Origin of the sequence: Neorhizobium sp. P12A (genome assembly GCF_008365395.1) — a bacterium.
Taxonomy (GTDB): Bacteria; Pseudomonadota; Alphaproteobacteria; order Rhizobiales; family Rhizobiaceae; genus Rhizobium.
In genome coordinates this window covers 134,223-156,705 of record NZ_QOVX01000012.1, presented here as the reverse complement: position 1 = coordinate 156,705, position 22,483 = coordinate 134,223, and the positions used below count along the sequence as shown (strand labels likewise).

Genomic DNA, 22,483 nt, shown 5'->3' with positions numbered 1-22,483 from the left:
AAATCATGATCACACGTCGTTTCTTCGCTACGAGTGTCCTCGCTGGTTCAGCAGCCGTGATTGCTGCCAGCGCCACCTCCGGCCTCGCCAAGTCCAACACCCCTGAAACGAAGGCGGCGCTTCTGGGCAAAGCCGCTCATCAGGTCCACTACAAGACCGTCGATATCGACGGTGTCTCCGCAATCGAGCGCGCTTCCGATCGGTTTCTCGCGCACCTGCTCTATCGCTTTTTCCGGAGATTTCCACGGCTCGCCCTTGAGGATAGGGTGCACGTCCTTCCAAATGAGACCGAAAGCACTAATAGCGTCGTCGTCGCTGAGCCGCGCGAAACTCGTCGCGGACTTCCCGGCGATCCCGACGACAGCCACAGTCGCTACATCGAAGCGGCGATCGGCGGAATGGTGATCGGCTGCCTCTATCTCCCGAACGGTAATCCAGCGCCGGGTCCGAAATTCGATTACAAACTTCGCAGGTTTGAGCGGCTGCGGTCCTATTCTGCCGAGCTGTTCGAACTTGAGTTCCCGGTCGCCCCTGTCGCCGACTTCAACGGCATGCCGACGGATCTCGACGTCTACGCTCCGGATCGGTGGCGGGACGATGCCCTGTTCCGTCCAGAGGTGCGCGCGGCCTACGCCGAGCTGATTGCCATGGGCTGGACCGATGCCATCCGCCTGCTGCATCCCGAGGAGCATGTCTATACGTTCTGGAAGTATTTCCGGAATGCCTTCGCGCGCGACGCCGGCCTGCGCATCGATCATTTCCTGCTCAGCCCTTCCCTGCGGGAACGGCTTGAGGCTGGTGGTGTCGATAAGTTCGCCCGCGCCTGGGAGCACGCCAGCGACCATGCCCCTGTCTGGATTGAACTGGACGACGGCTAGGCCGTTATCCCTGTGAGCATGTTTGCATTTGAGGAGCGTCATGGCCGAGGAACACGATTTCGATGCGGGGGACTTCGCGGACGACCTTGCAGCCATGACCGATGATGAGCTGTTTGCTCTTATGCAAACGCTCGAACAGGAGAGCGAGAACGTCGCGGTCGAGGCCGGCGAGACAAGCGACGTGTTCGCCAGGATCGCACTCGTCGAAACCGCGATCGAGGATCGCTTTCCCGGTCAGTTGCTGGCACCCTACAAGGAATGGCAGCAACGGCGAACCACGGTTTGAAAGGCGCGGCCCATGACAAACGATGCTGAAAACTCCGCGCGACTGGTCCAACAACTCGACGATCTCGTGGCCGATGTCATCGATCGGTTCGCCAGCGAGGGACACGGGACTGCCGTGGTGATCGAGACCCTTCAGGACGTGCTGACAAAACGTCGCCTTGGTTATGATCGAGACCCCGACCTGGCAGAAGATGTTTTCAACGAGCCCTCCAATGACTGGCCCGCCGCAGATGAACCACGTCACAACCAGAAGGGATGATCGCTTGCTTGACACCGAACACCCGAACACGAGCGAAACCGTCAAAACCCTCACCCGGGCGCAACGGGAAGCGATTGCAGCGATCGCATTTTTCCGCCGCCAACGCAAAGCCGGCCGAGGTTGGATAGTGGGCGACAAGCGGCTCTCCGAAAGGGTTATCGAGCGCCTTGAGCAGATGCAGCTTGTCGAAGAAAGCTTTCTCAAAGGCGAACCGAGGTTGCAGCTCACGATCGTCGGTCAGGCGATTGAAGCGAAGCTGCAGTAATTTTCCCCCTCGCCTCGCACTCCGCCCGCGGTAAAGACGACATTCCGAGAAAACAGGATCTCCGATATGTCAAAACCAAGAGTTCGCGTTGTTGATCTCGAGACCGGCGGCAACGGGCCGAACGATGTCTGCGAGATCGGTTGGCAGGACGTCGTACTCGGTGGCGACCGAACATGGCGCGTCACAGAAGAACGAGGCTCTCTCCTCGTCAATCCCGGTCGACCGATGTCACCGGACACCATGGCCGTTCATCATATTCTCGACGCCCAGGTCGCTGATGCCCCGTTTTGGAAGCAAGTCGCGTCAGACATTCTTCGACCAGCCGGGCACATCGATGCGCTGGCCGCCCATCGTGCGGCCTTTGAGCAGCGATATTGCACACCGCCTTTCACCGGAGGTACGCCCTGGATCTGCACGTGGAAATGCGCCTTGCGGGTCTGGCCGGAACTACCACGGTTCTCCAACCAGATGCTCCGCTACGAGCGAATGCCGGAAGGATTGGTGCATGAGATCGGTTTGCCGGCACACCGGGCAATGCCGGACGCGTATGTCACAGGTCATCATCTTCGCGATCTTTTGAACGCGGCGTCGCTCGAACAGTGTCTCATCTGGAGTGCTGAGCCCGGCCTTTTGCCGCGTGTGCCATCTGGACCGGATCGGGGCAAGAGTTGGGATCGACTGAGTACCGAGGCGCTCAACGAATTCTTGAGTGATCGGGATATCGATATCCGTTTCAGCGCACAGACCGAACTGGCGAGGCGTGGCGATATCTCAGAGCCCGAAGTTGCCGTGCCAGCACAACGGACATTGCTATGACGCCAGGCACCACGGCGCCCGCGTATCCTGACACGCCGGACGGCGGCTACTTCGTCGTCCGAGGCCGCCTCTGGCGTAAAAGCAATCCGGCCATTGCAGAAGGGGCTAGACAGCAGCTGGTCAAGGCGTTGATGTCAGCGCGGCGGGCGGTGCGGGATACGAAAGACGATCCCGGCGCCATGGCCGACGCACGCCGAAGGGTGGATGATGCCAAGGTCGCGCTCGGCGAACGAGGTCCCGTCTGGTGGACTGACGGGAAACCGGACCTCAACCGGCATCTCGTTAAGAATACGTCGTATGCTGCTTGGTTTGCAAAGCTGCGATATGAGTGAGCCTTGTGATCGATCAGATTTCGGCGCCGGCAGTAGCATCTCCTCAGTCATCCGATACTATCTTGGCAGAGCGGACCGCCTCATCATATTGCTGGGTATCGAGTGAGCTTGTTTAACATCGCAATCATCGTCGTCATAGCATTGGCGGCACTATGCGCTTTGGCCATGTCCAGCTACGCCCGGTTTCTGCTGCGCGTCGAGAAAGTTCAATCGCACGTCCTTGAGATTGCCCCGGCTGACACCGAGCTTGATCGATATGGGTCCAAACTTTGCCGGGAGCGCGAGGCTGCAAGCGGTATGGTCCTGATCACCTCCAGCCTGGAGGCTTTCGCAGCCCGCGTTTTAGCGGCTCGTTCGGCCGGACGCAGCCTCGATCTCATGTACTACATGTGGAATGCGGATCTGACCGGACTGCTGATCATGCGGGAGGTGGTGGCTGCGGCCGACCGCGGCGTGCGCGTGAGGATCCTTCTTGACGATCTCGGCGTCTCCATGTCCGACAAGATTTTTCATGCGATCGACTGCCACCCAAATATTGAGCTGCGGCTGTTTAATCCCACGAAGGCGCGGGAAAATATCCTGCGGCGCGGCCTCGAAATGGCGCTGCGGTTCCGAAGCGTCAATCGTCGCATGCACAACAAGGCCTGGATTGCCGATGGACGCGTTGCGATCGTCGGGGGACGCAATATTGGCGACGCTTATTTTGATGCCGGCGAGAAAGCGAACTTCAGGGACTTCGATCTCATAATGGTCGGCAAAGCCGTCGCAAAGACGGAAAATCTGTTCGACGATTACTGGAACAGTTCGGTTGCCGTGCCGGTGCGCGCATTGCTTTCCCGCCGAGCCAACAAGCTGAAGAAGCTTCGACGCAACATGGACCGCCTCGACTTCGAACAGCGTGCCCAGCCATATCTTGATCGTGTTCGTGACGGAATCTTCCTGAAGGACGCTGTTTCGGAGGACGATTACATCTGGGTCGAAAAACTCGACGTTCTGGCTGATCCGCCCGAGAAAGCCGGCGGCAAGATGCACAGTGGGCAAAACATCATGATGGAAACGCTGTTGCCGGTGATCACCGGCACAACCGAGTTTATCCATATCACGTCGCCCTACTTCATTCCTGGCCAGCGCGGCGTCGAGGCTCTGACGAAGCTCACCGGCAAAGGGGTAAGGGTTTCCGTCCTGACGAACTCGCTTGCAGCCACTGACGTTGCGGCAGTTCACGCCGGATATTCGCCCTATCGACGGCCATTGCTGAAAGGCGGGATCGCGCTCTACGAACTAAAATCAATGGCTGACGTCGGATCGTTCTCCCTGCGCGGCTCCAAACAGGCAAGCCTTCACACGAAGGCCTTTTCCAGGGATAGCAAGTTTGGCTTTATCGGATCTCTCAACCTTGATCCGAGATCGGTCTCTCTGAACACCGAAATGGGTGTCCTATTCGAGTCGCCCGACCTCGTCGAACGAATGGACGCGGTCTTTGCGCAAGAGACCAAGACGGAGCTGAGTTATCCCGTAAGGCTTGAAAAAGGAACCTTGCGCTGGCTCAAGGTTGTCGACGGAAAAGATACGCTCCTCAAAGAAGAGCCAGATGCTGGGATGGCTCGGCGCGCGATAGTCTGGCTGATCAAGTGGCTGCCGCTCGAATCGCAGCTTTAGATGCCGGAAAGCAACGCGTTCCAAGCGTTGCTTTTGGCAAGCCTACCTCGATTGGACTGATCGCATGCTGGCGACGCGCCGCCTGATGGGGGCTGGCGCCGACGCGACGTTCCGAACCCTGAGCATGCCTGGTTTCGCGGCCTGATAATCGATCTTTTGCGGCCGCAGGATGAGCTGACAAGATCGGGCTAAATGGCCCCATTAGTAGGTTCTCGATCGAGCGGCGGAGCTAGGGCTACATTTGCCCCTGCGACTTGAAGGGACTGTTAATACGATAACAATATATACGCTTGAGTAACGTTAACAGTTGCTTGCTGATAGGGATGTAGGGAAACCTTCAAGCGAGCATCGGAACGAAAAGTATAGCCGGGTGTCTGATAGCTTCGAAAATCAAACTCAGCTCGCACGCATTCGACGGCTAAGGCCTTGTCCTGACGCGTGGCAATCAGCGACAATAGATAGCAGAGCGCTGTTAAAGCGCGTCCCTTTCGGTAGATCGCGATTTTCGGAACTTCTGCTTTCGGTCTTGGGCGGAACGGCCTTCTCACTTGTCTCAATGTCAGCGGCCATCGCAGCGTCAGCCCCAGTGATACTTCCAAATGGGATTCTGCGCGGCACGAGTGACGACGGTTCGAGCATCCTCGTCCGTCGGGGCAATAGCGGCTATATCGGCACGATCACGGGAGACGTAAATACGATCCCGGCATCGACAGGCACGACAGTTGATACAATGGGTCTCAGCGGAGGTGGCAATGTCGCGGTGGGCGACATCCAGTCAGGCGGCGACCAGGACGCGTTTGCCTGGAGCCAGGCAGGAGGATTCATCTCGCTGGCGATATCGGGGCAGTCGACATACGCCGTCGGAGCAAATTTCGATGGGACAAGCATTGCCGGAAATGAATCCGATTCCAATGGCTCTCATGCAGTCTATTGGACCGCGGCGAATGGCTGGCGAGCTCAAAGCCTTGGCACATTCGCGACGGGTACTGAGTCTCTTGCGAATGCAATCAGCGAGGACGGTAGCACGGTCGTCGGATGGGGCGATACGGCTACGTCCTTAACTCATGCCTTTGTCTGGAATGCAACTGACCAGGTTCTGCAGGATATCAATAACAATGGGGTCTTCACGACTTCATCTGCCACGCTGGTTAGCGCCGACGGTTCGGTGGTCGCTGGTTCGGGCACCGTCTCTTCGCAAACTCACGGGTTTCGTTGGACCACGGCCGACGGCATGATCGACGTCGGTGTTTTGAATGGCTCCAACGGCACCAGTCTCAATGGGATAAGCCGCGATGGTCAAGTGCTCATCGGCACATCGCTGGGTGGCGTCGCTCATGCCGTGAGATATGTCGCGTCATCAGCGAGCCTCGATGATCTTGGAACACTCGGAGGAAGTTATTCCTCTGCGCTTGGCGTCAACTCCGACGGCTCAGTCGTGGTCGGATACTCCGCGGACAACGCCGGGGTTGACCAGGGTTTTCGATGGACCAGCGCCGGTGGCATGACATCGGTGCAGCAGTGGCTTCGAGCGGCTGGCGTGGATCTTGGAAGTGATGCACCTGGAGTTGCTGAGGCAGTTTCCGCGGATGGCAACACGGTGATCGGCACTTCGTCCTCGGGTAACCAGTACATCGCCCGTGTGGTACCGGACTCAAGCGGAAATCCCGGCGATTCCGGTTCTCAGCCTGGCTCAGGAGGCTCTGAGCCAGGCACGGGAGGTTCTCAGCCAGACACGGGCTCAGGAATCATCGAGACATCCGAATTTCTTCCGACAATTTCGCAAGCGAGCACGGTAATGCTGCGGAGCGGCGTCCAGGCTGCTGACACGGTTATGTTCGGTGCGCAAGGTGAACCAATGCGAGACCGCCTTTCGCTTGGCCAGATGTCGTTGAAGGGTACAATCGACGGCGGGCGAGACAGCGACGCGGCAAACGATGGCTTCGGCCTTGGCCAGATCGAAATGGGCTATGGTGTCGCTCAAGGTGTCACCGCACGTTTTTCACTCGGCGGCATCAAGGCTCGCGACGAGCTCGGCCTCGATGGAGATCTGAGGCAAACTGGTGTCTACCTCTCGCCGGAGGTTACGGCTGATATCGGCAACGACCTGTATGTGACCGTCGGTGGCTACTGGCTCCGGAGCTCGATCGATAGCCGCCGGGCATATCTCAACGGGGTAAGTTCCGATTATTCCGACGGCAGTACGGATGCGGAGACGTGGGGAGCGAAGCTGCGGCTTGACTGGCTAAACGCGGCAACAATTCAGAACACGGAAATCACGCCATACGCCGCCATTTCCTACGCAAGGACGACCGTAGACGGATATTCGGAGACGAACGGTGCGTTCCCGGTTAGCTACGATGACAGCGGCAGCCATTCGACGGTTGTGCGTCTGGGAGCTGATTTCGTGCACCCGCTAAACGATCGCGTTAGGTTGCTCGCGAAAGCCGAAGCCGATTATCAGTTTGAAAACAAAACCGGATCGACGAACGGGACAATCATTGGTATCGGCCGATTTGCGCTGCCAGGCAAGGATCTTGATCAGTTTTGGTTCCGGGGTGGCCTCGGCGCTGAATACGATATTGGAGGAGGCACTGGATCACTCATGGCGAACGCGACGACCGAGGGGCCAGAACCAGACTTTTGGGTCCGCAGCGATTGGGGCGTCAAATTTTGATTGAATCAAACTGATCGTCAATTGAGAGACCCCCAAACGGGCAAATTGATCCGCGAAGACGTATAGCTATCTTGCCCTGTCGGTCCTTCCATCCCTTTGCCCGTACTCCCGAAGAAGTCTCGAGACTTCCGTCGGCGGCGCCGGATTCGCGTACGGATAGCCTTGACCTTTGATTTTCGCGGTCCGCCGACCTGATCGGTGGATTCACCGGAAATCAGAGCTTTTCGCCACTGTTCACCAGGTTCCGCAGATTCTTTTTGCTCGATTGAGTGCTGACACCTGCTCATCGTGCCGGATTGCCCCTCTCCCGCGCCTTCCCTGCTCTCGATGGGGGCGGCTCCGAAATGGCACCATAAGCATGCAAGTGGTCGTTCCGATTGAACCTTTAGGAATTTTGATGCCTGAGGGCCAAAACTTTCAGGTGGTGACTGTTGTCCGGAGGCGACTATCGTCGAAATCGTACGACCATGACCTTGACATCTTCTCTCGACTGAATATCCGGGGAAGACGCTAACAAAACCAGATCTGAAAGGACAACTCCCTTTGAAACGCATGTTCAGGTCGCTTGTCGCGCTCTCCATCTTGTCGGGCTGTACTTCTACCGCTGCTACCGCGCCTGCCAAACTCGCAGGCCCGCCCTCGAGCGCGTCCGCCGAAAGTTCAGACCTTGCTCAATTCAAGTCCGATCCGAAGACACTGAAAGCCACCCGGTCGTTTCCAGAGAGCTTTGATGTGATGTATAAACGTGTCGCAGGTCAAGCCGACCGTTGTTTCAATGGAGCTAGTGATCTTTATGCCGAACAAGGTATTGGAGTTGCGTTCAATACCTATGATCTCAGCGGCGCCTATGTGTATTGGGTAAAAATCGAAAAGGCAGGCACAGGTTCAAAGGTTACGGTCTATACCGGCAATAATATAGCGAAACAAGGATACGTTGACGACATGTTCCGGTGGGCGTCCGGCGATACAAAATGCACCAAAGGTTGGATTATCTAAGGACGCCCCCTCCGGCCCGTTCTACATCGGATAGATTGGCAGGCCTTCGGGTGTCATTTCGCCCCCTACCGAAATTGACCCCTCAATGCCTGCCTTAAACCGTAACGCCTTCCCAGTCGCCTTCCGAAACACCCGGGTTTGTGGCGTTTCCGCCAAGGGAAGGCCGCTGACGCGCCTTCGGTTCCGCGTGTCGGTCGTGCTCGATCGCCGGAAACAGCGCGTTTTTACGCTCTTAGCGAGATTTCCGCCGGGTTTGGCCGCAGAATGCTGTCGACGCTTTCATATCGGGGCAGGCGACAGAGCGGCGGCGCCACAGACGAAGCATAGTGAGCCCTTCCGGCCAGATAGCTGGCCGAACGAAAATCAGTCAATCAGAGCCACAAACACCGCTTGTAATAGGCCGCTGTTGACGCTTCGTTTCAGCCTCAGTTTCCCTGGGGTGTCTCGTTGACTGGAAAAATTCCGCCTGTATTCCACATGTAAACGGAGTAACTTGGCGGTATCCTGTTTCCGATCGCTATCTCGTTGACAGCGGCATAGGAACGGAATGTCAGGTCTTCAACCGAAATCTCACGCGCCTTAAGTGCTGTGCGCGCGCCTTCTAAATCGGTGGTCAGCGTTTCGCGAGGAGCGTCGGTGGATATGGTGCCATCAGCTGCCTTTTGAGCAGAGGTTCGGTGATTGACGTTCGATAAGGCATCGCCGCCGATGAGCTGCGCGTTAACGGAAATTTCCCGCAGTTGCTGAACAAGTATGGCAAGTCCCGGATAGTGTCCCCGAAATAAATGACCTGCACCCCTGCCTGTTTCAGCTTTTCCGCGTTCTGCTTTGCTGCCTCATGGCTAGGGTCGTATGCACGAGGGTCGACGGAGATCGTGAGCGCTTCGGTCACGCCGCCTTGGTTGAGGGTCGCCTTGAAGGCTTCCACCAAGGGGTTGCTATAATTCGATCTCTCATCAATGACCGCGATTTTTTTGCCCTTGAGATTTTTCAGCACATAGTTGGCGGCTATTACACCTTCGCGGGGGTCTGCGCGGTAGCACTCGGTGGCGAGATTGCTGGTCCGTCCACCGTCGATGAGTTCGGGCAGCGAAGACGTCTTCGTCAAATATAAGAGGTTGCTACCCGCGGGTGCCAAAATATCGGATGGCGCGGCTTCGCGTATCTGAGTAGGGGGCGGAGGATCAAAAACCGCCGCCTCGATGACAAAATTGATTTTCGTCGAGAAGATCCTTGGCGACGGATGAACTCTTCAGCGGATCGCTAGCATCGTCGCCAAATTCTAAGACGAGTTTGTCGCCAAGGATGCCATCGTTCTTGTCGATTTCATCGGCCGCCGCTTGCCTTGCGTACTTGACCTTATCGCCGTCTGCAGAGCCAGGACCAGTCAACGGAGCTATAACGCCGATCGTGAAATCGGCATACGCGGGTGCAACGAAGGCGAGCGAGGCCGCGAAGGTCGTGGCCAACGAAAGATGGTTTCGCATGAGATCTTCTCAAGCATCGTTCCAAAGTGATGATCATAATGCGTCGTCATGAACGGCCACTGAATAAGAGTGGCGGCTAATTTTAGATTGTAGCGGTTGTGGTTCCCTGCTCCGCTCCGCAAATTCAACAGAAACCCTAAGTTCCAGGTTGAGCTGCAGACTGAAAACACAACTATAATATCGGCACAAGCATCGCGCTTGAAGTCAACCCGAACGCAACGGAAGTTCGCGCAGCCATTGTTCTCACCACAGGTTCATTTTCAGCCCCATCTCGGCGTAGAATTTTGAACCACTCTCGCGCTGGCCACTGCGAAGCGGCGCCTAATTCGTTATCGGAAGTTATAGGTACAAGCTGGTTGTACGCGAAGATTGGCCATGCTATCGTCCGCAGATCAAGGCCGGAGATCGCGATGCCGCAGACAAGCTACAAGATCAGCGAGGCGCGCAAGAATTTCGCCGAGGTGCTGGAACGCGCCAACCAGGGCGAGGAAATTGTCATCATGCGCGGCAACGAAGTCTATGCCCGTATCGGTCCTGGATCGCCTGGCAACAAGCGGCCATTCGGCTTACTGCGCCACCGCGCCTTGCCCGATGATCTCTTCGACGACAAGGATCTGACCCAGGAAGCGATCGATGCCGGCGACTGGAATGACGACGTCGGCGTGTTTCAAGGCAAGCATGCTGGCGATGGAAACCGCCGTTGAAGGTGCTGCTCGACAGCCATGCCGTCTATTGGTGGACGATCGGCAGTGACCGGCTTTCGGCGACGGCACGATCCCTGATCGAGGACAAGGGCAACATCGTCCTCGTCAGCGCCGTGACCTTCTACGAACTCGACAACAAGATGCGCCTGAAGAAACTCGATCTGAAACCCCAGGAAATGCGCGCCGCCGTCGCTGACAGCGGCTTGCAGACGCTGGCGATCACCGATCTTCATGCCGAATTGGCAGCGGAATTCGACTGGGAACATCGTGATCCCTGGGATCGAATTCTTGCAGCGCAGACAAGGCTGGAGCATTGCGCCTTGGTCTCGACAGACGTGGTGTTCGACGCCGTTCTGCACGAGCGGGTATGGTGAGGGCGCGGGATGAGAGTTTTCGTGGAGATTGCCGAAGCGGCAGAGCGGCTTGAGGAATTGATCGAGTTGGCGGCTCATAGCAACGAGATCACGATCTGTCGCGATGAGAGGCCGATAGCGACTTTGAGCTATATAGCAAAAACAGCAGGGGCGATGGAGGAGTTCCTGAAAGTGGCGGCCGGGGGCCGGACCACCGTACCGCCCGGCACCACTTCCGACCACGACGATCTCTATGACGAGCATGTGCGGTTTTGCCGATCGAGCGCCGCGACGAACTTGCGGAGCTGCTCACCGACCAGGACGTCGAAACCCTACGTCACCTCGTCAATGAAGGGATGGGGGACAATACCCTACGGGCGCTGACGTCCGATCTTGCTTACCTCTCGATCTCCATTCACCTTGGCCGCACCAAGCCCAGCGACGGCATGCATGACGAAGTTATCTATCTCACCGGGCGGCCGGTTGAGGTCCTGAGTGAGTGGTCAAAGGCATCTAAAATCACCAAAGGCAGCATGTTCCGGGCAATCGATCGCTGGGGCAACGTTTTCCCGTCGCGCCATCGACGCAAAATCAATAAACGACATCGTCAAGCAGCGAGTCGTCATGGCGGGATTGGAGCCGAATGAGTTTTCCGCGCATGGGCTTCGATCGGGCTATTTGACCGAGGCGGCAAACCGCGGGATTCCCCTACCCGAAGCGATGGAGCAGTCGCGCCATCGGTCAGTGCAACAGGCGTCCGGTTACTACAACGGAACTGTGCGCCGAAGTGGCCGCGCAGCGCGCAGGCTTTGATAGCAGCTTAGACAACATTTGGACGATTGACCTGGGTAACGTTTTGGAGCCCTCGCAGGCGCTCCACGCGGACCGACCGCGATCGCAGACCTTCTCTTTCAGGAGGGTTCCAAGACGGCTCGACTTTATCCCTCTGTTCGCGAGGCCTATCGCCAATTCGAGCGTGGATTGTCACAGCGCGCCATGTCGGTGGAAGGCAGTTCCTGACCGGGCGTAACAAGCTGAAGGTCGGACAGGTGTATGAATTTCAGCATCTTACACCTGCCGAGCGCTGGGCAGACGTTTGCTCAGGATCACACTTCGATAATTCGTATGCGACCATTGCGCATGTTCGATGAACCGATATCCGAGACGAGTATACCATTCCACGAGGTGCGTGGCGGGCTCGGCGGTATCCAATGCGAGTTCTGCGGCTCCACTCGCGATTGCGAGCTCATCGGCCTTGCGGAGAAGCTGGCGGCCGATCCCCCGCGCCTGTATCTCCCCGCGAACTGTCCGAGCGAGGCAACGTCAAATCGGTCGTACCAAGGGCATCCATGTGTACCCACTGGATCTCGGAAAAGGATCGTCCCGCAGAGCCTGCCGTCGAGCTCGGCGACGAGGCAGGTCCCCTGCTCGACGCGCTCGCGGGTCACGGCTTCGCTCTGATGGGTCGCCATGTAGCGTAAACCCATATCTGCAAGTCGACGATAGGCGGCATGAAGAAGGTTTGTGAGGTCTAACAGGGAATCGGACGGTAGAAGAACGCGAATGAGGGGGCGTTCGATTTCAGGCAAGAGAAGCATCGTGGTGACCCATTTTGTTTCTCTTTGGTGCCGCTCTTTACGGTGGAGGACAATCGAATTAGTTTCCGCAATATGTCAGGAAATCTCACGAATGAGCCGTAATATTCCTCCTTTGAACGCGATCAAGGCATTCGAAAGCGCCGGCAGATTGGGGAACCTAAGCGGTGCTGCAATAGAGCTCGGAGTCACTCACGGCGCGGTAAGTCGGCAAATCGCCATTCTCGAAGAATGGCTTGGGGTGCGCCTGTTCGCCAAGAGCGGGCGCGGTGTCGCTCTGACAGCGGAAGGCCGGGACTTTCTTGCCGAGACAACGAAGCTCATGGATGGACTGAGCATCGCGACCGACAACCTCATCAAACAGGACAGGCCACTCCTGCTCAGAGTGAACGCACCACAAACATTCGCAATGCGATGGCTGATCCCTCGCCTGCCAGCCTTTTCGGCTCTCCATCCAAATGTCGAGGTTCGCTTAGCCGCTTCCATCCAGCCGGTTGAGACGATTACTGATCCATTCGACGTTGCGATCCGACGGGGTTCGATCAGTGCCGCCAGTACGCCATTTCTGGCTGAAACGTGCATTCCGGTGGCCAGCCCGTCTCTTCTCGCTCGCCAACCGGTTGAGGAGGTTCGTGATTTCGAAGCCCACACGCTCCTTCACGCGGAATCCGTCGCGCATCTCTGGTTGGATTGGCTTAAACTGGCAGGCTGCCCCGGCTTGCGCGGTCGCGCTCAGCTGAGGTTCGAACCTCTTTATCATTCGCTCCAGGCGGCGATCGATGGTGTAGGCATTGCTATGGGACCGAGTGCGCTGGTTGCGGCGGATATTGCGGCAGGAAGACTGGTCCCCCTGTTTCCGGCGATCCCGCTCGCGATGAACGATTTTCACCTATTGATCGTGCCAGGCCGTGACCCGGGGAGAAACAGACAGATGTTTCGCAGATGGATCGAGGAAGAAGGAGCGCGCAACGATTGACCTCGCGGGAGCTGTTGCATTTGTTCTCTGCTCCATTGCTTTTCCCTTTCAAAGCAGCGTGCCGGCAATTTGCGACACGACGTTCATCGTAATTTATTCGGAGCCTGATGCCATGACCATGACCGCTGACGGCGAATTCCGGTCAATCCGAAAAATTCCACTGATCCCGGCAGCGAAGAAACTATATCATTACAAGGAAATCGATTCCCCTTAATCAAGCTGATCGACACTGCGAGATTCGCATCGATTGCCCGGTGCCAGCGTCTGGTGCGGTGCTTTAGCCCTGCTCAACATTGGAAGCGCTATGGAAATTGCCGTTGAGCTTACAACCTATCCCGGCCTCGACGACCGCATCACCATCCTGCGCGCCGGCGACGAGGTCGATGCGGTCTTTGTCCGCACGCTGCGCTACAACGTGCTTGTCGACACGCTCGCGACACCGTCCCTGTGCCGGCAGGCACTTGCCCTGATTTCGGACCGGATGGGGGACCGCCCGCTGCTGGTCGTCAACTCGCATATGGACTGGGATCATTTCTGGGGAAATGTGGCGCTTCGCCGGGATGTACCGATCATTGCACATAGCGTAGCGCTCGAGCGATTGCGTGATCCCTCGTCTCTGAAAATTCTCAGCGAGAAAAAACACGAGCCGCGGTTTGGCGAGGTCGAAATCGTTGCGCCCACGATCACCTTTTCCGGGGAGACCATGACACTCCAGGGCGGTGATCTGACCCTGGAACTGATCCACACGCCCGGGCACACGCCTGACCATATTGCCGTATGGATACCGGAAATCCGCATCTGTCTGGCGGTCGACGCGGTCGAATTCCCCATTCCGGAAGTCTGGAGCAAAGACCCTGCCGACCTACAGGCGCTATGCAAGTCGCTAAAGCGGATCCGCGATCTTCAGGCACAGCATGTGGTTCTCGCTCACGGCCAGAGCGCTTCTCCCGCAATCATCGATGCGAACCTGCGTTACTTTTCGGCGCTGCGTGACCGTGTGGCGGGTCTCTCCGAACATGAAAGCGCCGTTGCCGCGTTGACTGAGGGAAGCAGGCTACCGTTGCAGGATTTCGTGGGCATGCCGAGGGACATGCCGAGCGAGACCCTGGCTTTCTACGAAAGATGCCACCGGTCGAACCTTCTGGCAGCCCTCGAAGCGAGAAACGCAGGTGTAGCGTTCATCTAGGAAGGGTCCGATGGCCAAGAAACTTTCCGGCGTCGAAGCCCGCGCGGAAGAGCTCGACACGATCGCCGCCGTGCTGCCGATGGAGCGTCGCGACGAATTGGCCGAACTCTTGACCGACCAGGACGTCGAAACGGCTGTGCCATCTTATCAATCAGGGCATGGGTGATAACACGCTGCGAGCGCTCACCTCCGATCTTGCCTATTCCTAGCAACGACCGGAAAACCCTTACCCTGCCCCGCCCCAAAGCTCTGCCGCTCAAATTCGTCGCCCATCACCTATGGGACCCGCAACGCCGCGACACCGATCCGGATCACGGCATGCCGGCCGACGTCGGCGACAACCTCCGGCGCCGGGGCTTCCTCAAATCCGTCGACCCGCATACGCCAGCAACGGTGCGTCGGCGGTTGGCCAATTGGTCGACACTGACCAAGTGGCGCGGTCTCGATGGCGGCTTCGCTTCCCCCTCCCTCAAGTCTGCCATTCGCCTTGCCGTGCGCGCTGTCCCGCAGACGCGTCGCCGCAAGAGCGCCAAGGCGCTGACTCGTGACGTGCTGGCAAAGCTGCTCGCCACCTGCGCCACCGACAGTCTTCGCGATCTCCGCGACCGGGCGACGCCGCAGCGCGGCCCGTTTATGTCAATCTGAGTCGCCTGCTATATAGGCCCTATTCTGCTAACATGCGTGCGAGCATATGTCTGATGTGCTCCTGGCCACCGTAAAAAATTGCCGGGACGATCATTGTGCGGTTATCTTCTATCGGCAGAAACCAAATAGCCGCCTTGTCCCGCCGAAGAAACCGGATCCCAGGATGAATGTCGGGCCGAAGAGTCCCTATATGAGGTGTACTGATGAGGCGGTCGATTTCGGTACCGCAATTTGCGGATACTTTCAGCGCTACGCTCCACTGCCTCGGCAAGCGCGTCCCCAAGTTCGACATAAGCCTCGAACAGATGATCGAAGATCAACTCAAAATCGCGTTCGGCATCCCCAGAATATCCAAGAGTCCACAAGAACAGCCCGTCGCTTCCGCTCAATCATTGTCGCGACGCGGTTTCCCATTTCGGTGGCGGAAATCGCCGGTCCCCGCTATCGTCGCTGGATCAGTTCGCGAAGAGCGACCGTTTCGACGGTCTCAATTTCCGTCTTTTGCCGGAGCAGTTCCAGACCTTGCTGAAGAACGGAACTCATGCTGGAATACCGGCCGCTATCCACCAGGGAACGGGCAAATGCATCTTGCTGGTCGGTCAGCGAGATCGACGATTTGACACTCATAGGTTTATCTCCTTTGAGTTTAATTTGCTACTCAGTAGCAAATTTGTCAAAGCGTTGCGATGATTCCAAGGGGTGTCTCGCGCATTGCGGCTCGGTCGACGTAGCCCTGACCGCACGCAGGAAGAATACAGCGAAGCGATCTCCATGACCAAGATTACGACCTAGGAAACCGGAGCAACCGATTCCCTATTCCCGTATTCAGAATTGTCTTGGAAGGGACGACCGAGATTGAGAGCTCCTACGAGAGCTAGGAAACGACAGTCTGCGAAGGGCTAACGCAAGACGGTATGAATTCACCGCCAATGTTCATAAGAGCCCGGGGAATGTCCTATGCAGCAGTGCAACAAGTTCGGTTTGGCGTGTGACACCGATCTTGCTGAATATTGATTTGAGGTGCGATCTGGCAGTTTCGTAGGAAACGCCCTGGCGCTGAGCAGCGATGGGCATTGAAACACCTTGACTGAGGAGCATGCAGATTCTCGCCTCAGCGGGCGTAAGTCCATACAATTGCCGGAGGCGCTTCAATTGATCGTCACCGGAGAGAGCAAACGGGTTCAAGGTTAAGAGTATGACAGATTCAGTTGCCCATTGCTCTCCGACTCCCCAAAAATGCGATATGCTTGCTGCCATCGGCGTCCAAGCCAATTGATAGCTGCCGGAAGCCGTTTTCAACGTCGGAGGCAGACGGGTTTGCGGTTGCGAAGCTCCGCGAGAGCTACTTAGATGTGCCGTCATATCGGCGAGCGCAGTTTTTAAGTGTCCGTCCGCGAATTCGAGCCGGCCATCCCGCCCGATTTTTATCGTTGCCACGCCATCAAGCAGTGTTTCCATTGCCCTATTAGCGGCTTTGACACGACCAAATTTGTCAAGCACGAGCGCCGGATAGCGAAGGCGCTGCAGAAAGCCCCCGAGATATGCGTGCTCGATGCCGGTCAGATTTACCCTTAATGCTTCAAGCGATCTTCGCATCGTTGGGGCGAGAATACGAATTAGAGGCTCGATCCGAGAGTGCGTTCGCTCGGCCTGTGCAGAATCATAGTGAAACGAAAGCTGAGCAAAGCGCTCGTGATCTTGAAGAAGCTTGATGCCGGTCGCGGAATCACTTTCACCCAGATGGCGAAGAAAGTCTTCATAGAACTCAGAGCCCCTTAAGGTCGACGCCGGCACATTTTGCTCCGTCCACATCGGCGTCATCAGCGGCGCGAGAACATTGGTAGCCGTCCAGGGGTTGAGCTCCTGATAATACGAGATAAACGAAGCTAAAAAATCATCACCTATGCCCTCGGCGAGCGCCGGCTGCATTCTTTCGCTTACGGAATCAGTTACGTGCATGAAGACTTTTACTTCAGGCAAGATTTCGCGCACTCTTCTGGCAAAGGTCTGCCATTGTGAAGGATCTATTGCTGCAGCGCCGACAATTTCTTCCAGCTCAGCGATATCTGATTGCGGCAACATTGTACGCGAGATGCCTTTATTTCTATGGGAATGGCCCCTTATACCCGTTTGAACCGTCGACAGCACAAGGGTTTTGATGCGTCATTGCAGCGCATCCGCTGAAAACGCAAGTTCAGGGGACCGTTCCCTCTTCCGGCCACGTCTTCGTGCTCGCGAGATAGATCCCGCGCTCTACCACTGCGCAGCGGCGCTACTTCTCTTTCGAGAAAAATTGTCTGAACAGTGTTCTGCGTGGAAACCAACACTTAGTACCTCCGAGTGCCAACTAAAAGCCAGCGCAGAGCTTTAGCACTCGATCAATCTCGTCACTCTGAAGTGGCGGATAAAGAATGGATCCTCAGGGTCGGGCACGCAGGACGCCAACCTGGAGAGCGTGTCGCTCTCTCAGATCGAACGAAAGGAAAATTACCCTCGGGATTTGACTCCCCGGGCAGATAGCGGGCGTCCTTGGATGCAAAGCCTCTCTATTGCCTGTCGGGGCTGCTCAACGAGAGAAACCTCCCGCAAATTTGCGGCCTGGACGCCGCGCTTAAACTGGGGCGGTCGCAGCTAGGCCGTTCATTGCCCTGTGTTTGGGCAATTAAGACCACGTCATCGTTCAAGCGGCAAATTTGAGGCCTACCACGCCACCAAGGATCAGGATAATGCAGAGAAGCCTTGATCCAGATGCGGGATCCCCAAGCATGATCATGCCGAAGATGGCCGTTCCCGCCGCCCCGATGCCGGTCCAGACCGCATAGCCGGTGCCGACAGGCAGCGAGCGCAGCGAGAAGGACAGGAGCACGACGCTGGACAGGCCGGAAACAACTGTCAGCAGCGACGGAACGAGGCGCGTGAACCCTTGTGACGATTTCATGCCGAGGGCGAAGCCGATCTCGAGAATTCCGGCGACGACGAGCAGTAACCAGGCCATGATGATTCCCTCAGAAAATACGGACGTGTGATGGCAGAGGGGCGCTCGCGCGCAGATCTTGCCGCGAGCGCCTGGCATCGGTTGTCAGAGATTGGCCGCGGCTGCAGGCGTCGAGCGGAAGGCGATGCCGAAGCGATTGAAGGCGTTCATCAGGCCGATCGCATAGGTTAGGTCGGCAAGCGCCTTATCGCCGAAAGCAGCAGCTGCCGCTGCATAATCGGCATCGGGAACACCGGTCTCGGAAACGCGGGTGACGCTTTCCGCCCAGGCGAGCGCTGCCCGCTCTTCGGCAGAGAAAAGACCGCCGGCATCGTGCCAGACGGCGACCAGCGTCAGTTTCTTCACCGTCACACCGGACTTGAGCAGATCGCGCGTATGCATGTCGATGCAGAAGGCGCAGCCGTTGATCTGCGAAATGCGCAGATAGACGAGATCGACCAGCACTTTTGGCAGGCCGCTTTTCTGCAGAGTGACATAGACGCCGCCAAAGGCCTTGTAGCCTTCGGGCGAGATTTTTGCGTAGTCGATGCGATTGCTCATGATAGGACACCTTTCTGGTTGGAAGGGCCCAATGGTCTCGCATCTTGGTCTAGTGGTGAAGGTCCATAGAGAGGTTTCCCTTATAGGCCATGATTGCCGGCTTATAGGAGTTCGGCAATGCGGCGCCCGTAACTTTCGGCGATGGCCCGCGAGCGTATATTAGTGAAATTAAGAAGTAGGGCGGAAACGTCTTCGCCTTTCCCCTCACCCTCTCCTTCACCTGGAAACATCCAGTCCGACAAGGCCTCGGCATAAAGCCCGGCGCGTCTCATGCGGGCGACAATCTCCCGATCCCGGCGGCTCCCGAGCCGCAGGATCAGATGCATTCCGCCCGGCTGCGCATCGATATTGACCTGCTCGCCAAGCGCAGCTTTCAGGCCCGACGCCGTCGCCTCGCGGCGCTCGGCATAAAGTTTTCGCATGCGCTGGATGTGGCGGGCGAAATGCCCCTCGGCGATGAAATCGCTGACGATAGCCTGGGTCAATGCAGGGCTGGCGCCGGCAAAGGCGCCGGCAAACTCGGAAAATCGCTCCACCTGGCTATCCGGCACGACGAGATAGGCAAGCCGCAGGCTCGGAAACAGCACCTTGGTGAACGTGCCGGCATAGAGCACGCGCCCGTTCCGATCCAGGCTCTTCAGCGCCGGCAGCGGACGGCTGACATAGCGGTACTCGCCGTCGTAGTCATCCTCGATGATCCAGGCGTCGTTCTGCCCCGCCCAATCCAGCAGGGCCTGACGCCGCGGCAGCGACAGCGAGACGCAGAGCGGACTTTGATGCGCCGGCGTCACCACCGCTGCCCGCGCCTTCGCCGCCATTCGCAACCCCTCGGAAACGACCATGCCATCCCGGTCGACCGGAACGGCGACCGGCTTAAAGCCCATATGGGCAAGCAGCGTCCGCGTCGGCGGATAGCCGGGATCTTCCAACCAGACCCTGTCGCCTCCTTTCAGCAGCGCCTGGGAAATCAGTCCGATCGTCTGGCGATAGCCAGAGGTGACGAAGACCTGCGCCGGCGAACAATCGATGCCGCGCGACACCCTGAGATATCCGGCGATCTGCGTCCTGAGTTCCGGCAGGCCTTCGATATCGGGATGCACCATGTCCGATGGCTGCATGGCGCGAACGCGGCGCGCGCCGAGCCGCGCCCAGATCTTGCGAGGGAAGACATCGAGCGCCGGCAAACCCATCTGGAATGGCAAGATGGTGTCAGGCCGATAGCTGGTGACGAGAGGATCGCTCCCGACCGGGCGAATGGGCATCGGCTCGGCGGTCCCCGGCGTGAGATCGGGCGAGATGATGCTGCCGGCCTGCCCCCGCGCCTGAATATAACCTTCGGCCGCCAGCAGCGAATAGGCCGTTTCGATCGTGCCCCTCGCGAGGCCAAGTTCCTTCGCCAATGCTCTAGCCGATTGTATGCGGTCGCCCGGCTTCAGCACCCCCTCGGCTATGGCGCTGCGAAACCGGTCGTAGATCTGCCGGTAATAGGGTGTCTCCGTTGCCGGGTCCGGACGGGGGATATGGCTGGTCTTCTTCGCCGTCATGGCCTTCCCCGATATCGGATTTTTGCTGAAAATATCTGGTGCATGATGGAGCGCCCCGCCGAGCTGCGCAAGGCCGCCCATGGCAATCATGGCTCACCTTCAAACTCCATTCATGGATCTGTGGCCTGGGCCATTGCAGCGCTAGAACCATCGCAATTACAGATCGGGAATGGACAGATGAAAAACATCCTGCATGTCAGCGCCAGCCCTCGCGGCAAGGCGGCCGAGAGCTACCGGCTCTCGCTGGAAATCATCGCCGCACTTCGGCAGCGCAACCCCGCCATTGAGGTGATCGACAGGCCCATCGGCAACGACAGCCCGCCGCATGTCGACGAAGACTATGCGATCTCGCAGGCCTCGGTGAAGGATGTCTCCGACGCCGGCTCGATGGCCCGTTCGGAAGAGCTGGTTCGCGAGCTTGAAAGCGCCGATTGCCTTGTCATCAGCACGCCGATGCACAATCTCTCGCTGCCATCGGCACTGAAGGCATGGATCGATCACGTCGTGCGGGCGCGGCGGACATTTTCGATCGGCCCCGCCGGCAAGGTCGGCTTGCTGGAAGACCGCTCGGTCTTCATCGCCATCGCCTCCGGCGGGCGCTTTTCCGGCGACCAGGCTCGTCAGCCGGATTTCCTGACACCTTACCTGAAAACCATCCTCGCCATGATCGGCCTCAGGGACGTGACCTTCTTCACCGTTCAGGGAACAGCCGCCGGTGGCGAGGCGTTGGAGCGAACGAGGCAGGCGGCGGCGCACGAGATTGCCGCGCATTTTGCCGAGCGCGACGAGATCACGACGAGGGAAAAACACCGTGTCGGATGAAATTGTTAACTTGAACCCACGCTCCATCAAGTTCATCGCAGTATTCTGTGGATCGAATTTTGGCGGAACGGATGATTTTGCCAATGGTGCAAGGGCGCTCGGCCGGACGCTTGGCCAAGAAGGCATCGGCCTCGTCTATGGCGGCACGACCAAGGGCCTGATGGGCGTGGTCGCCGATGCTGTACTTGGTGCCGGCGGCATGGCGCATGGTGTCATCACCGAAAGCCTGCACCGACGCGGCCATTCTCACCCCGGCCTGGCCTCGCATGAGATCGCTCCGACATTGCGCATTCGCAAGCAGCGCATGGCCGAACTCGCTGATGCGTTCATCGCGCTGCCCGGCGGCATCGGCACGATCGAGGAACTGATGGAGGTCTGGGCCATGAACCAGCTCTCGGAGATCGACAAACCGCTCGGACTGCTCAACACGGCAGGTTTCTACGACACGTTCCTGCAGTTCATCGACAACATGGTCGAGACGAAGTTCCTGCCATCGGCCCATCGCCATTCGATCGCGGTCAGCGCTCATGCCGTCCCGCTGATCGAGACACTCCGCAATTTTGAGCGAGTGACCGTCCCCAAATGGATTTAGCGGACGGTTAGGATACGTGCTCAGCTGCTTGCGCAAAATAATCTGCGATAAATTCGTTCAAATTAATGGAATGAAACGGTGCTGGCGTCCGTATACTTCGAAATGGACCCTTGGTGCCTACGATCCGAAACGACCTCTCGCTTTGCCACCCGCTTCGGAAGGCACTTAGCGATGATTTTATCATTGAGCCGCGTGCAGCACCGCCCGCCCTCAAACGCGGCGCTCTCCAAAGGTAACCTGAGCTATGCCCAGGTCCATAGACGGACTCGGTGGGCGACCACTTGCAAGTGGTTAACGCCAAAATTGAAAACACGCAGAAGCTGCTCGAGAGCGTATTCGCGCCGAGCGTCAATCCCGCACAGATCAGTGAGACACAAAAGCTATGGACACCCAAGATGCCAAATCTCGGGACAACGTCTTCAAGCCGGAAGCGAGTGCGGGAAAATCGCAAGCAGATGGGCAGGACACCGGGCGCACGAATGTCGACACGAAGACAGCCACTCAAGACCGGAAAACGAGAAAATGGGGTGCGAGTGAGATGCCAGCTGACACAGATGAACAGGAGACATGCAAGAATATGACAGATTCCGAACTGACCCACGAAACCGGCATGGACAACATCCGCGCTCGCCGCAATCACCTCGTTGCCCATTGGGCGGCGGCGAAAATGGGAATGGATGACGACGCGAAGAAACATTATGGACCGGCGCTGCACAAGGCCGATCACGAAGAACCCGGGGACGCCGACATATTGCGAAAACTTGCCGCCGACATGACCGCGCGTGGAACGAGGGTCGACCAGGACGAGATCGCCCGCGTCATCTGCGAATGCCACAAGCGGGCGCTGCGGGAAACGCATTCGACTGACTGACCCGCGATC

Annotated in this window: 24 protein-coding genes and 4 pseudogenes; 19 read left to right on the top strand and 9 right to left on the bottom strand. The window is 57.7% G+C overall.

Translation table 11 applies throughout. From position 1 onward, the window contains the following. Positions 1-2: 2 nt before the first annotated feature. The 9 genes from DTW90_RS37735 (at position 3) to DTW90_RS26250 (ending at position 8,164) form a co-directional block, all read left to right on the top strand. Positions 3-878, top strand: a complete 876-nt coding sequence (locus tag DTW90_RS37735) for an exodeoxyribonuclease III (protein WP_246665053.1) — start codon at positions 3-5, stop codon at positions 876-878. Positions 879-918: 40 nt separating this feature from the next. Then, positions 919-1,164 carry a hypothetical protein gene (locus DTW90_RS26285; protein ID WP_149342141.1) on the top strand — a complete coding sequence of 82 codons (246 nt, stop codon included), beginning with the start codon at positions 919-921 and terminating at the stop codon, positions 1,162-1,164. A 12-nt stretch (positions 1,165-1,176) separates the two neighbouring features. Next, complete coding sequence (locus DTW90_RS26280) at positions 1,177-1,422, top strand: hypothetical protein (protein WP_246665052.1); 246 nt, start codon at positions 1,177-1,179, stop codon at positions 1,420-1,422. Positions 1,423-1,426: 4 nt separating this feature from the next. Beyond that, on the top strand, positions 1,427-1,687 hold the full coding sequence (locus tag DTW90_RS26275) for a hypothetical protein (RefSeq protein WP_149342139.1): 261 nt from the start codon (positions 1,427-1,429) through the stop codon (positions 1,685-1,687). Between the two features lie 66 nt (positions 1,688-1,753). Beyond that, positions 1,754-2,503: an exonuclease domain-containing protein gene (locus DTW90_RS26270; protein WP_149342137.1), complete on the top strand. Its 750-nt coding sequence runs from the start codon at positions 1,754-1,756 to the stop codon at positions 2,501-2,503. Then, positions 2,500-2,835, top strand: coding sequence for a hypothetical protein (locus tag DTW90_RS26265; protein WP_149342136.1), 336 nt, complete (start codon positions 2,500-2,502; stop codon positions 2,833-2,835). The genes DTW90_RS26270 and DTW90_RS26265 overlap by 4 nt, the downstream gene beginning before the upstream one ends. Positions 2,836-2,937: 102 nt before the next feature. Continuing rightward, positions 2,938-4,494, top strand: a complete 1,557-nt coding sequence (locus DTW90_RS26260; protein ID WP_149342134.1) for a phospholipase D family protein — start codon at positions 2,938-2,940, stop codon at positions 4,492-4,494. Positions 4,495-5,254: 760 nt separating this feature from the next. Continuing rightward, positions 5,255-7,168, top strand: coding sequence for an autotransporter domain-containing protein (locus tag DTW90_RS26255; RefSeq protein WP_188080055.1), 1,914 nt, complete (start codon positions 5,255-5,257; stop codon positions 7,166-7,168). Between the two features lie 543 nt (positions 7,169-7,711). After that, on the top strand, positions 7,712-8,164 hold the full coding sequence (locus DTW90_RS26250; protein ID WP_149342130.1) for a hypothetical protein: 453 nt from the start codon (positions 7,712-7,714) through the stop codon (positions 8,162-8,164). Between the two features lie 613 nt (positions 8,165-8,777). Here the strand turns inward: DTW90_RS26250 and DTW90_RS26245 are convergent. Then, the gene (locus tag DTW90_RS26245) at positions 8,778-9,272 is read right to left on the bottom strand and encodes an ABC transporter substrate-binding protein (RefSeq protein ID WP_188080054.1); all 495 of its coding nucleotides are present in this window, start codon (positions 9,270-9,272) and stop codon (positions 8,778-8,780) included. A gap of 76 nt (positions 9,273-9,348) precedes the next feature. Beyond that, positions 9,349-9,651: an ABC transporter substrate-binding protein gene (locus tag DTW90_RS26240; RefSeq protein ID WP_149342126.1), complete on the bottom strand. Its 303-nt coding sequence runs from the start codon at positions 9,649-9,651 to the stop codon at positions 9,349-9,351. 410 nt (positions 9,652-10,061) lie between these two features. On the opposite strand from DTW90_RS26240, the gene DTW90_RS26235 reads away from it, so the two are divergent. The 3 genes and pseudogenes from DTW90_RS26235 (at position 10,062) to DTW90_RS26220 (ending at position 11,521) form a co-directional block, all read left to right on the top strand. Next, positions 10,062-10,355, top strand: coding sequence for a type II toxin-antitoxin system prevent-host-death family antitoxin (locus DTW90_RS26235; protein WP_149342124.1), 294 nt, complete (start codon positions 10,062-10,064; stop codon positions 10,353-10,355). Further along, the gene (locus DTW90_RS26230) at positions 10,352-10,729 is read left to right on the top strand and encodes a type II toxin-antitoxin system VapC family toxin (RefSeq protein ID WP_149342123.1); all 378 of its coding nucleotides are present in this window, start codon (positions 10,352-10,354) and stop codon (positions 10,727-10,729) included. Before DTW90_RS26235 ends, DTW90_RS26230 begins: the two co-directional genes overlap by 4 nt. A gap of 251 nt (positions 10,730-10,980) precedes the next feature. Further along, positions 10,981-11,521, top strand: a pseudogene (locus tag DTW90_RS26220) (tyrosine-type recombinase/integrase). Positions 11,522-11,776: 255 nt separating this feature from the next. Here DTW90_RS26220 and DTW90_RS37730 read toward each other — a convergent pair. Next, positions 11,777-11,986 (bottom strand): GNAT family N-acetyltransferase, encoded by a 210-nt coding sequence (locus DTW90_RS37730; protein ID WP_246665056.1) that lies wholly within the window; start codon positions 11,984-11,986, stop codon positions 11,777-11,779. A 71-nt stretch (positions 11,987-12,057) separates the two neighbouring features. On the opposite strand from DTW90_RS37730, the gene DTW90_RS38075 reads away from it, so the two are divergent. The 4 genes and pseudogenes from DTW90_RS38075 to DTW90_RS26200 form a co-directional block, all read left to right on the top strand. Then, positions 12,058-12,189, top strand: coding sequence for a hypothetical protein (locus DTW90_RS38075; protein WP_281407590.1), 132 nt, complete (start codon positions 12,058-12,060; stop codon positions 12,187-12,189). A 118-nt stretch (positions 12,190-12,307) separates the two neighbouring features. After that, positions 12,308-13,279 (top strand): LysR substrate-binding domain-containing protein, encoded by a 972-nt coding sequence (locus DTW90_RS26210; RefSeq protein WP_188080053.1) that lies wholly within the window; start codon positions 12,308-12,310, stop codon positions 13,277-13,279. A gap of 304 nt (positions 13,280-13,583) precedes the next feature. After that, on the top strand, positions 13,584-14,465 hold the full coding sequence (locus DTW90_RS26205; RefSeq protein ID WP_149342119.1) for an MBL fold metallo-hydrolase: 882 nt from the start codon (positions 13,584-13,586) through the stop codon (positions 14,463-14,465). A gap of 10 nt (positions 14,466-14,475) precedes the next feature. Beyond that, a pseudogene (locus DTW90_RS26200) lies at positions 14,476-15,077 on the top strand (integrase); the annotation flags it as partial. Between the two features lie 52 nt (positions 15,078-15,129). Here the strand turns inward: DTW90_RS26200 and DTW90_RS37725 are convergent. From DTW90_RS37725 to DTW90_RS26170, 6 genes and pseudogenes are all read right to left on the bottom strand, one after another. Beyond that, positions 15,130-15,481, bottom strand: a pseudogene (locus tag DTW90_RS37725) (type II toxin-antitoxin system RelE/ParE family toxin). After that, positions 15,432-15,737 (bottom strand): annotated as a pseudogene (locus DTW90_RS26190) (type II toxin-antitoxin system ParD family antitoxin). Before DTW90_RS26190 ends, DTW90_RS37725 begins: the two co-directional pseudogenes overlap by 50 nt. Before the next feature lie 306 nt (positions 15,738-16,043). Beyond that, the gene (locus DTW90_RS26185; protein WP_149342117.1) at positions 16,044-17,192 is read right to left on the bottom strand and encodes a helix-turn-helix transcriptional regulator; all 1,149 of its coding nucleotides are present in this window, start codon (positions 17,190-17,192) and stop codon (positions 16,044-16,046) included. Positions 17,193-17,790: 598 nt separating this feature from the next. After that, positions 17,791-18,105 carry a multidrug efflux SMR transporter gene (locus tag DTW90_RS26180; protein ID WP_149342116.1) on the bottom strand — a complete coding sequence of 105 codons (315 nt, stop codon included), beginning with the start codon at positions 18,103-18,105 and terminating at the stop codon, positions 17,791-17,793. Positions 18,106-18,189: 84 nt separating this feature from the next. After that, the gene (locus DTW90_RS26175; protein ID WP_149342115.1) at positions 18,190-18,645 is read right to left on the bottom strand and encodes a carboxymuconolactone decarboxylase family protein; all 456 of its coding nucleotides are present in this window, start codon (positions 18,643-18,645) and stop codon (positions 18,190-18,192) included. Between the two features lie 101 nt (positions 18,646-18,746). Continuing rightward, on the bottom strand, positions 18,747-20,189 hold the full coding sequence (locus tag DTW90_RS26170; protein WP_149342113.1) for a PLP-dependent aminotransferase family protein: 1,443 nt from the start codon (positions 20,187-20,189) through the stop codon (positions 18,747-18,749). Positions 20,190-20,366: 177 nt separating this feature from the next. Between DTW90_RS26170 and DTW90_RS26165 the strand changes: the two genes are divergently transcribed. The 3 genes from DTW90_RS26165 (at position 20,367) to DTW90_RS37240 (ending at position 22,474) form a co-directional block, all read left to right on the top strand. Continuing rightward, entirely contained in the window at positions 20,367-21,011 is a 645-nt protein-coding gene (locus tag DTW90_RS26165; RefSeq protein WP_149342112.1) for an NAD(P)H-dependent oxidoreductase, read from the top strand. Next, positions 21,001-21,603, top strand: coding sequence for a TIGR00730 family Rossman fold protein (locus DTW90_RS26160; RefSeq protein ID WP_246665051.1), 603 nt, complete (start codon positions 21,001-21,003; stop codon positions 21,601-21,603). Before DTW90_RS26165 ends, DTW90_RS26160 begins: the two co-directional genes overlap by 11 nt. 577 nt (positions 21,604-22,180) lie before the next feature. Then, a complete protein-coding gene (locus tag DTW90_RS37240; RefSeq protein WP_188080052.1) occupies positions 22,181-22,474 on the top strand; it encodes an ATPase inhibitor subunit zeta in 294 nt (97 codons plus the stop codon). Positions 22,475-22,483 lie beyond the last annotated feature (9 nt).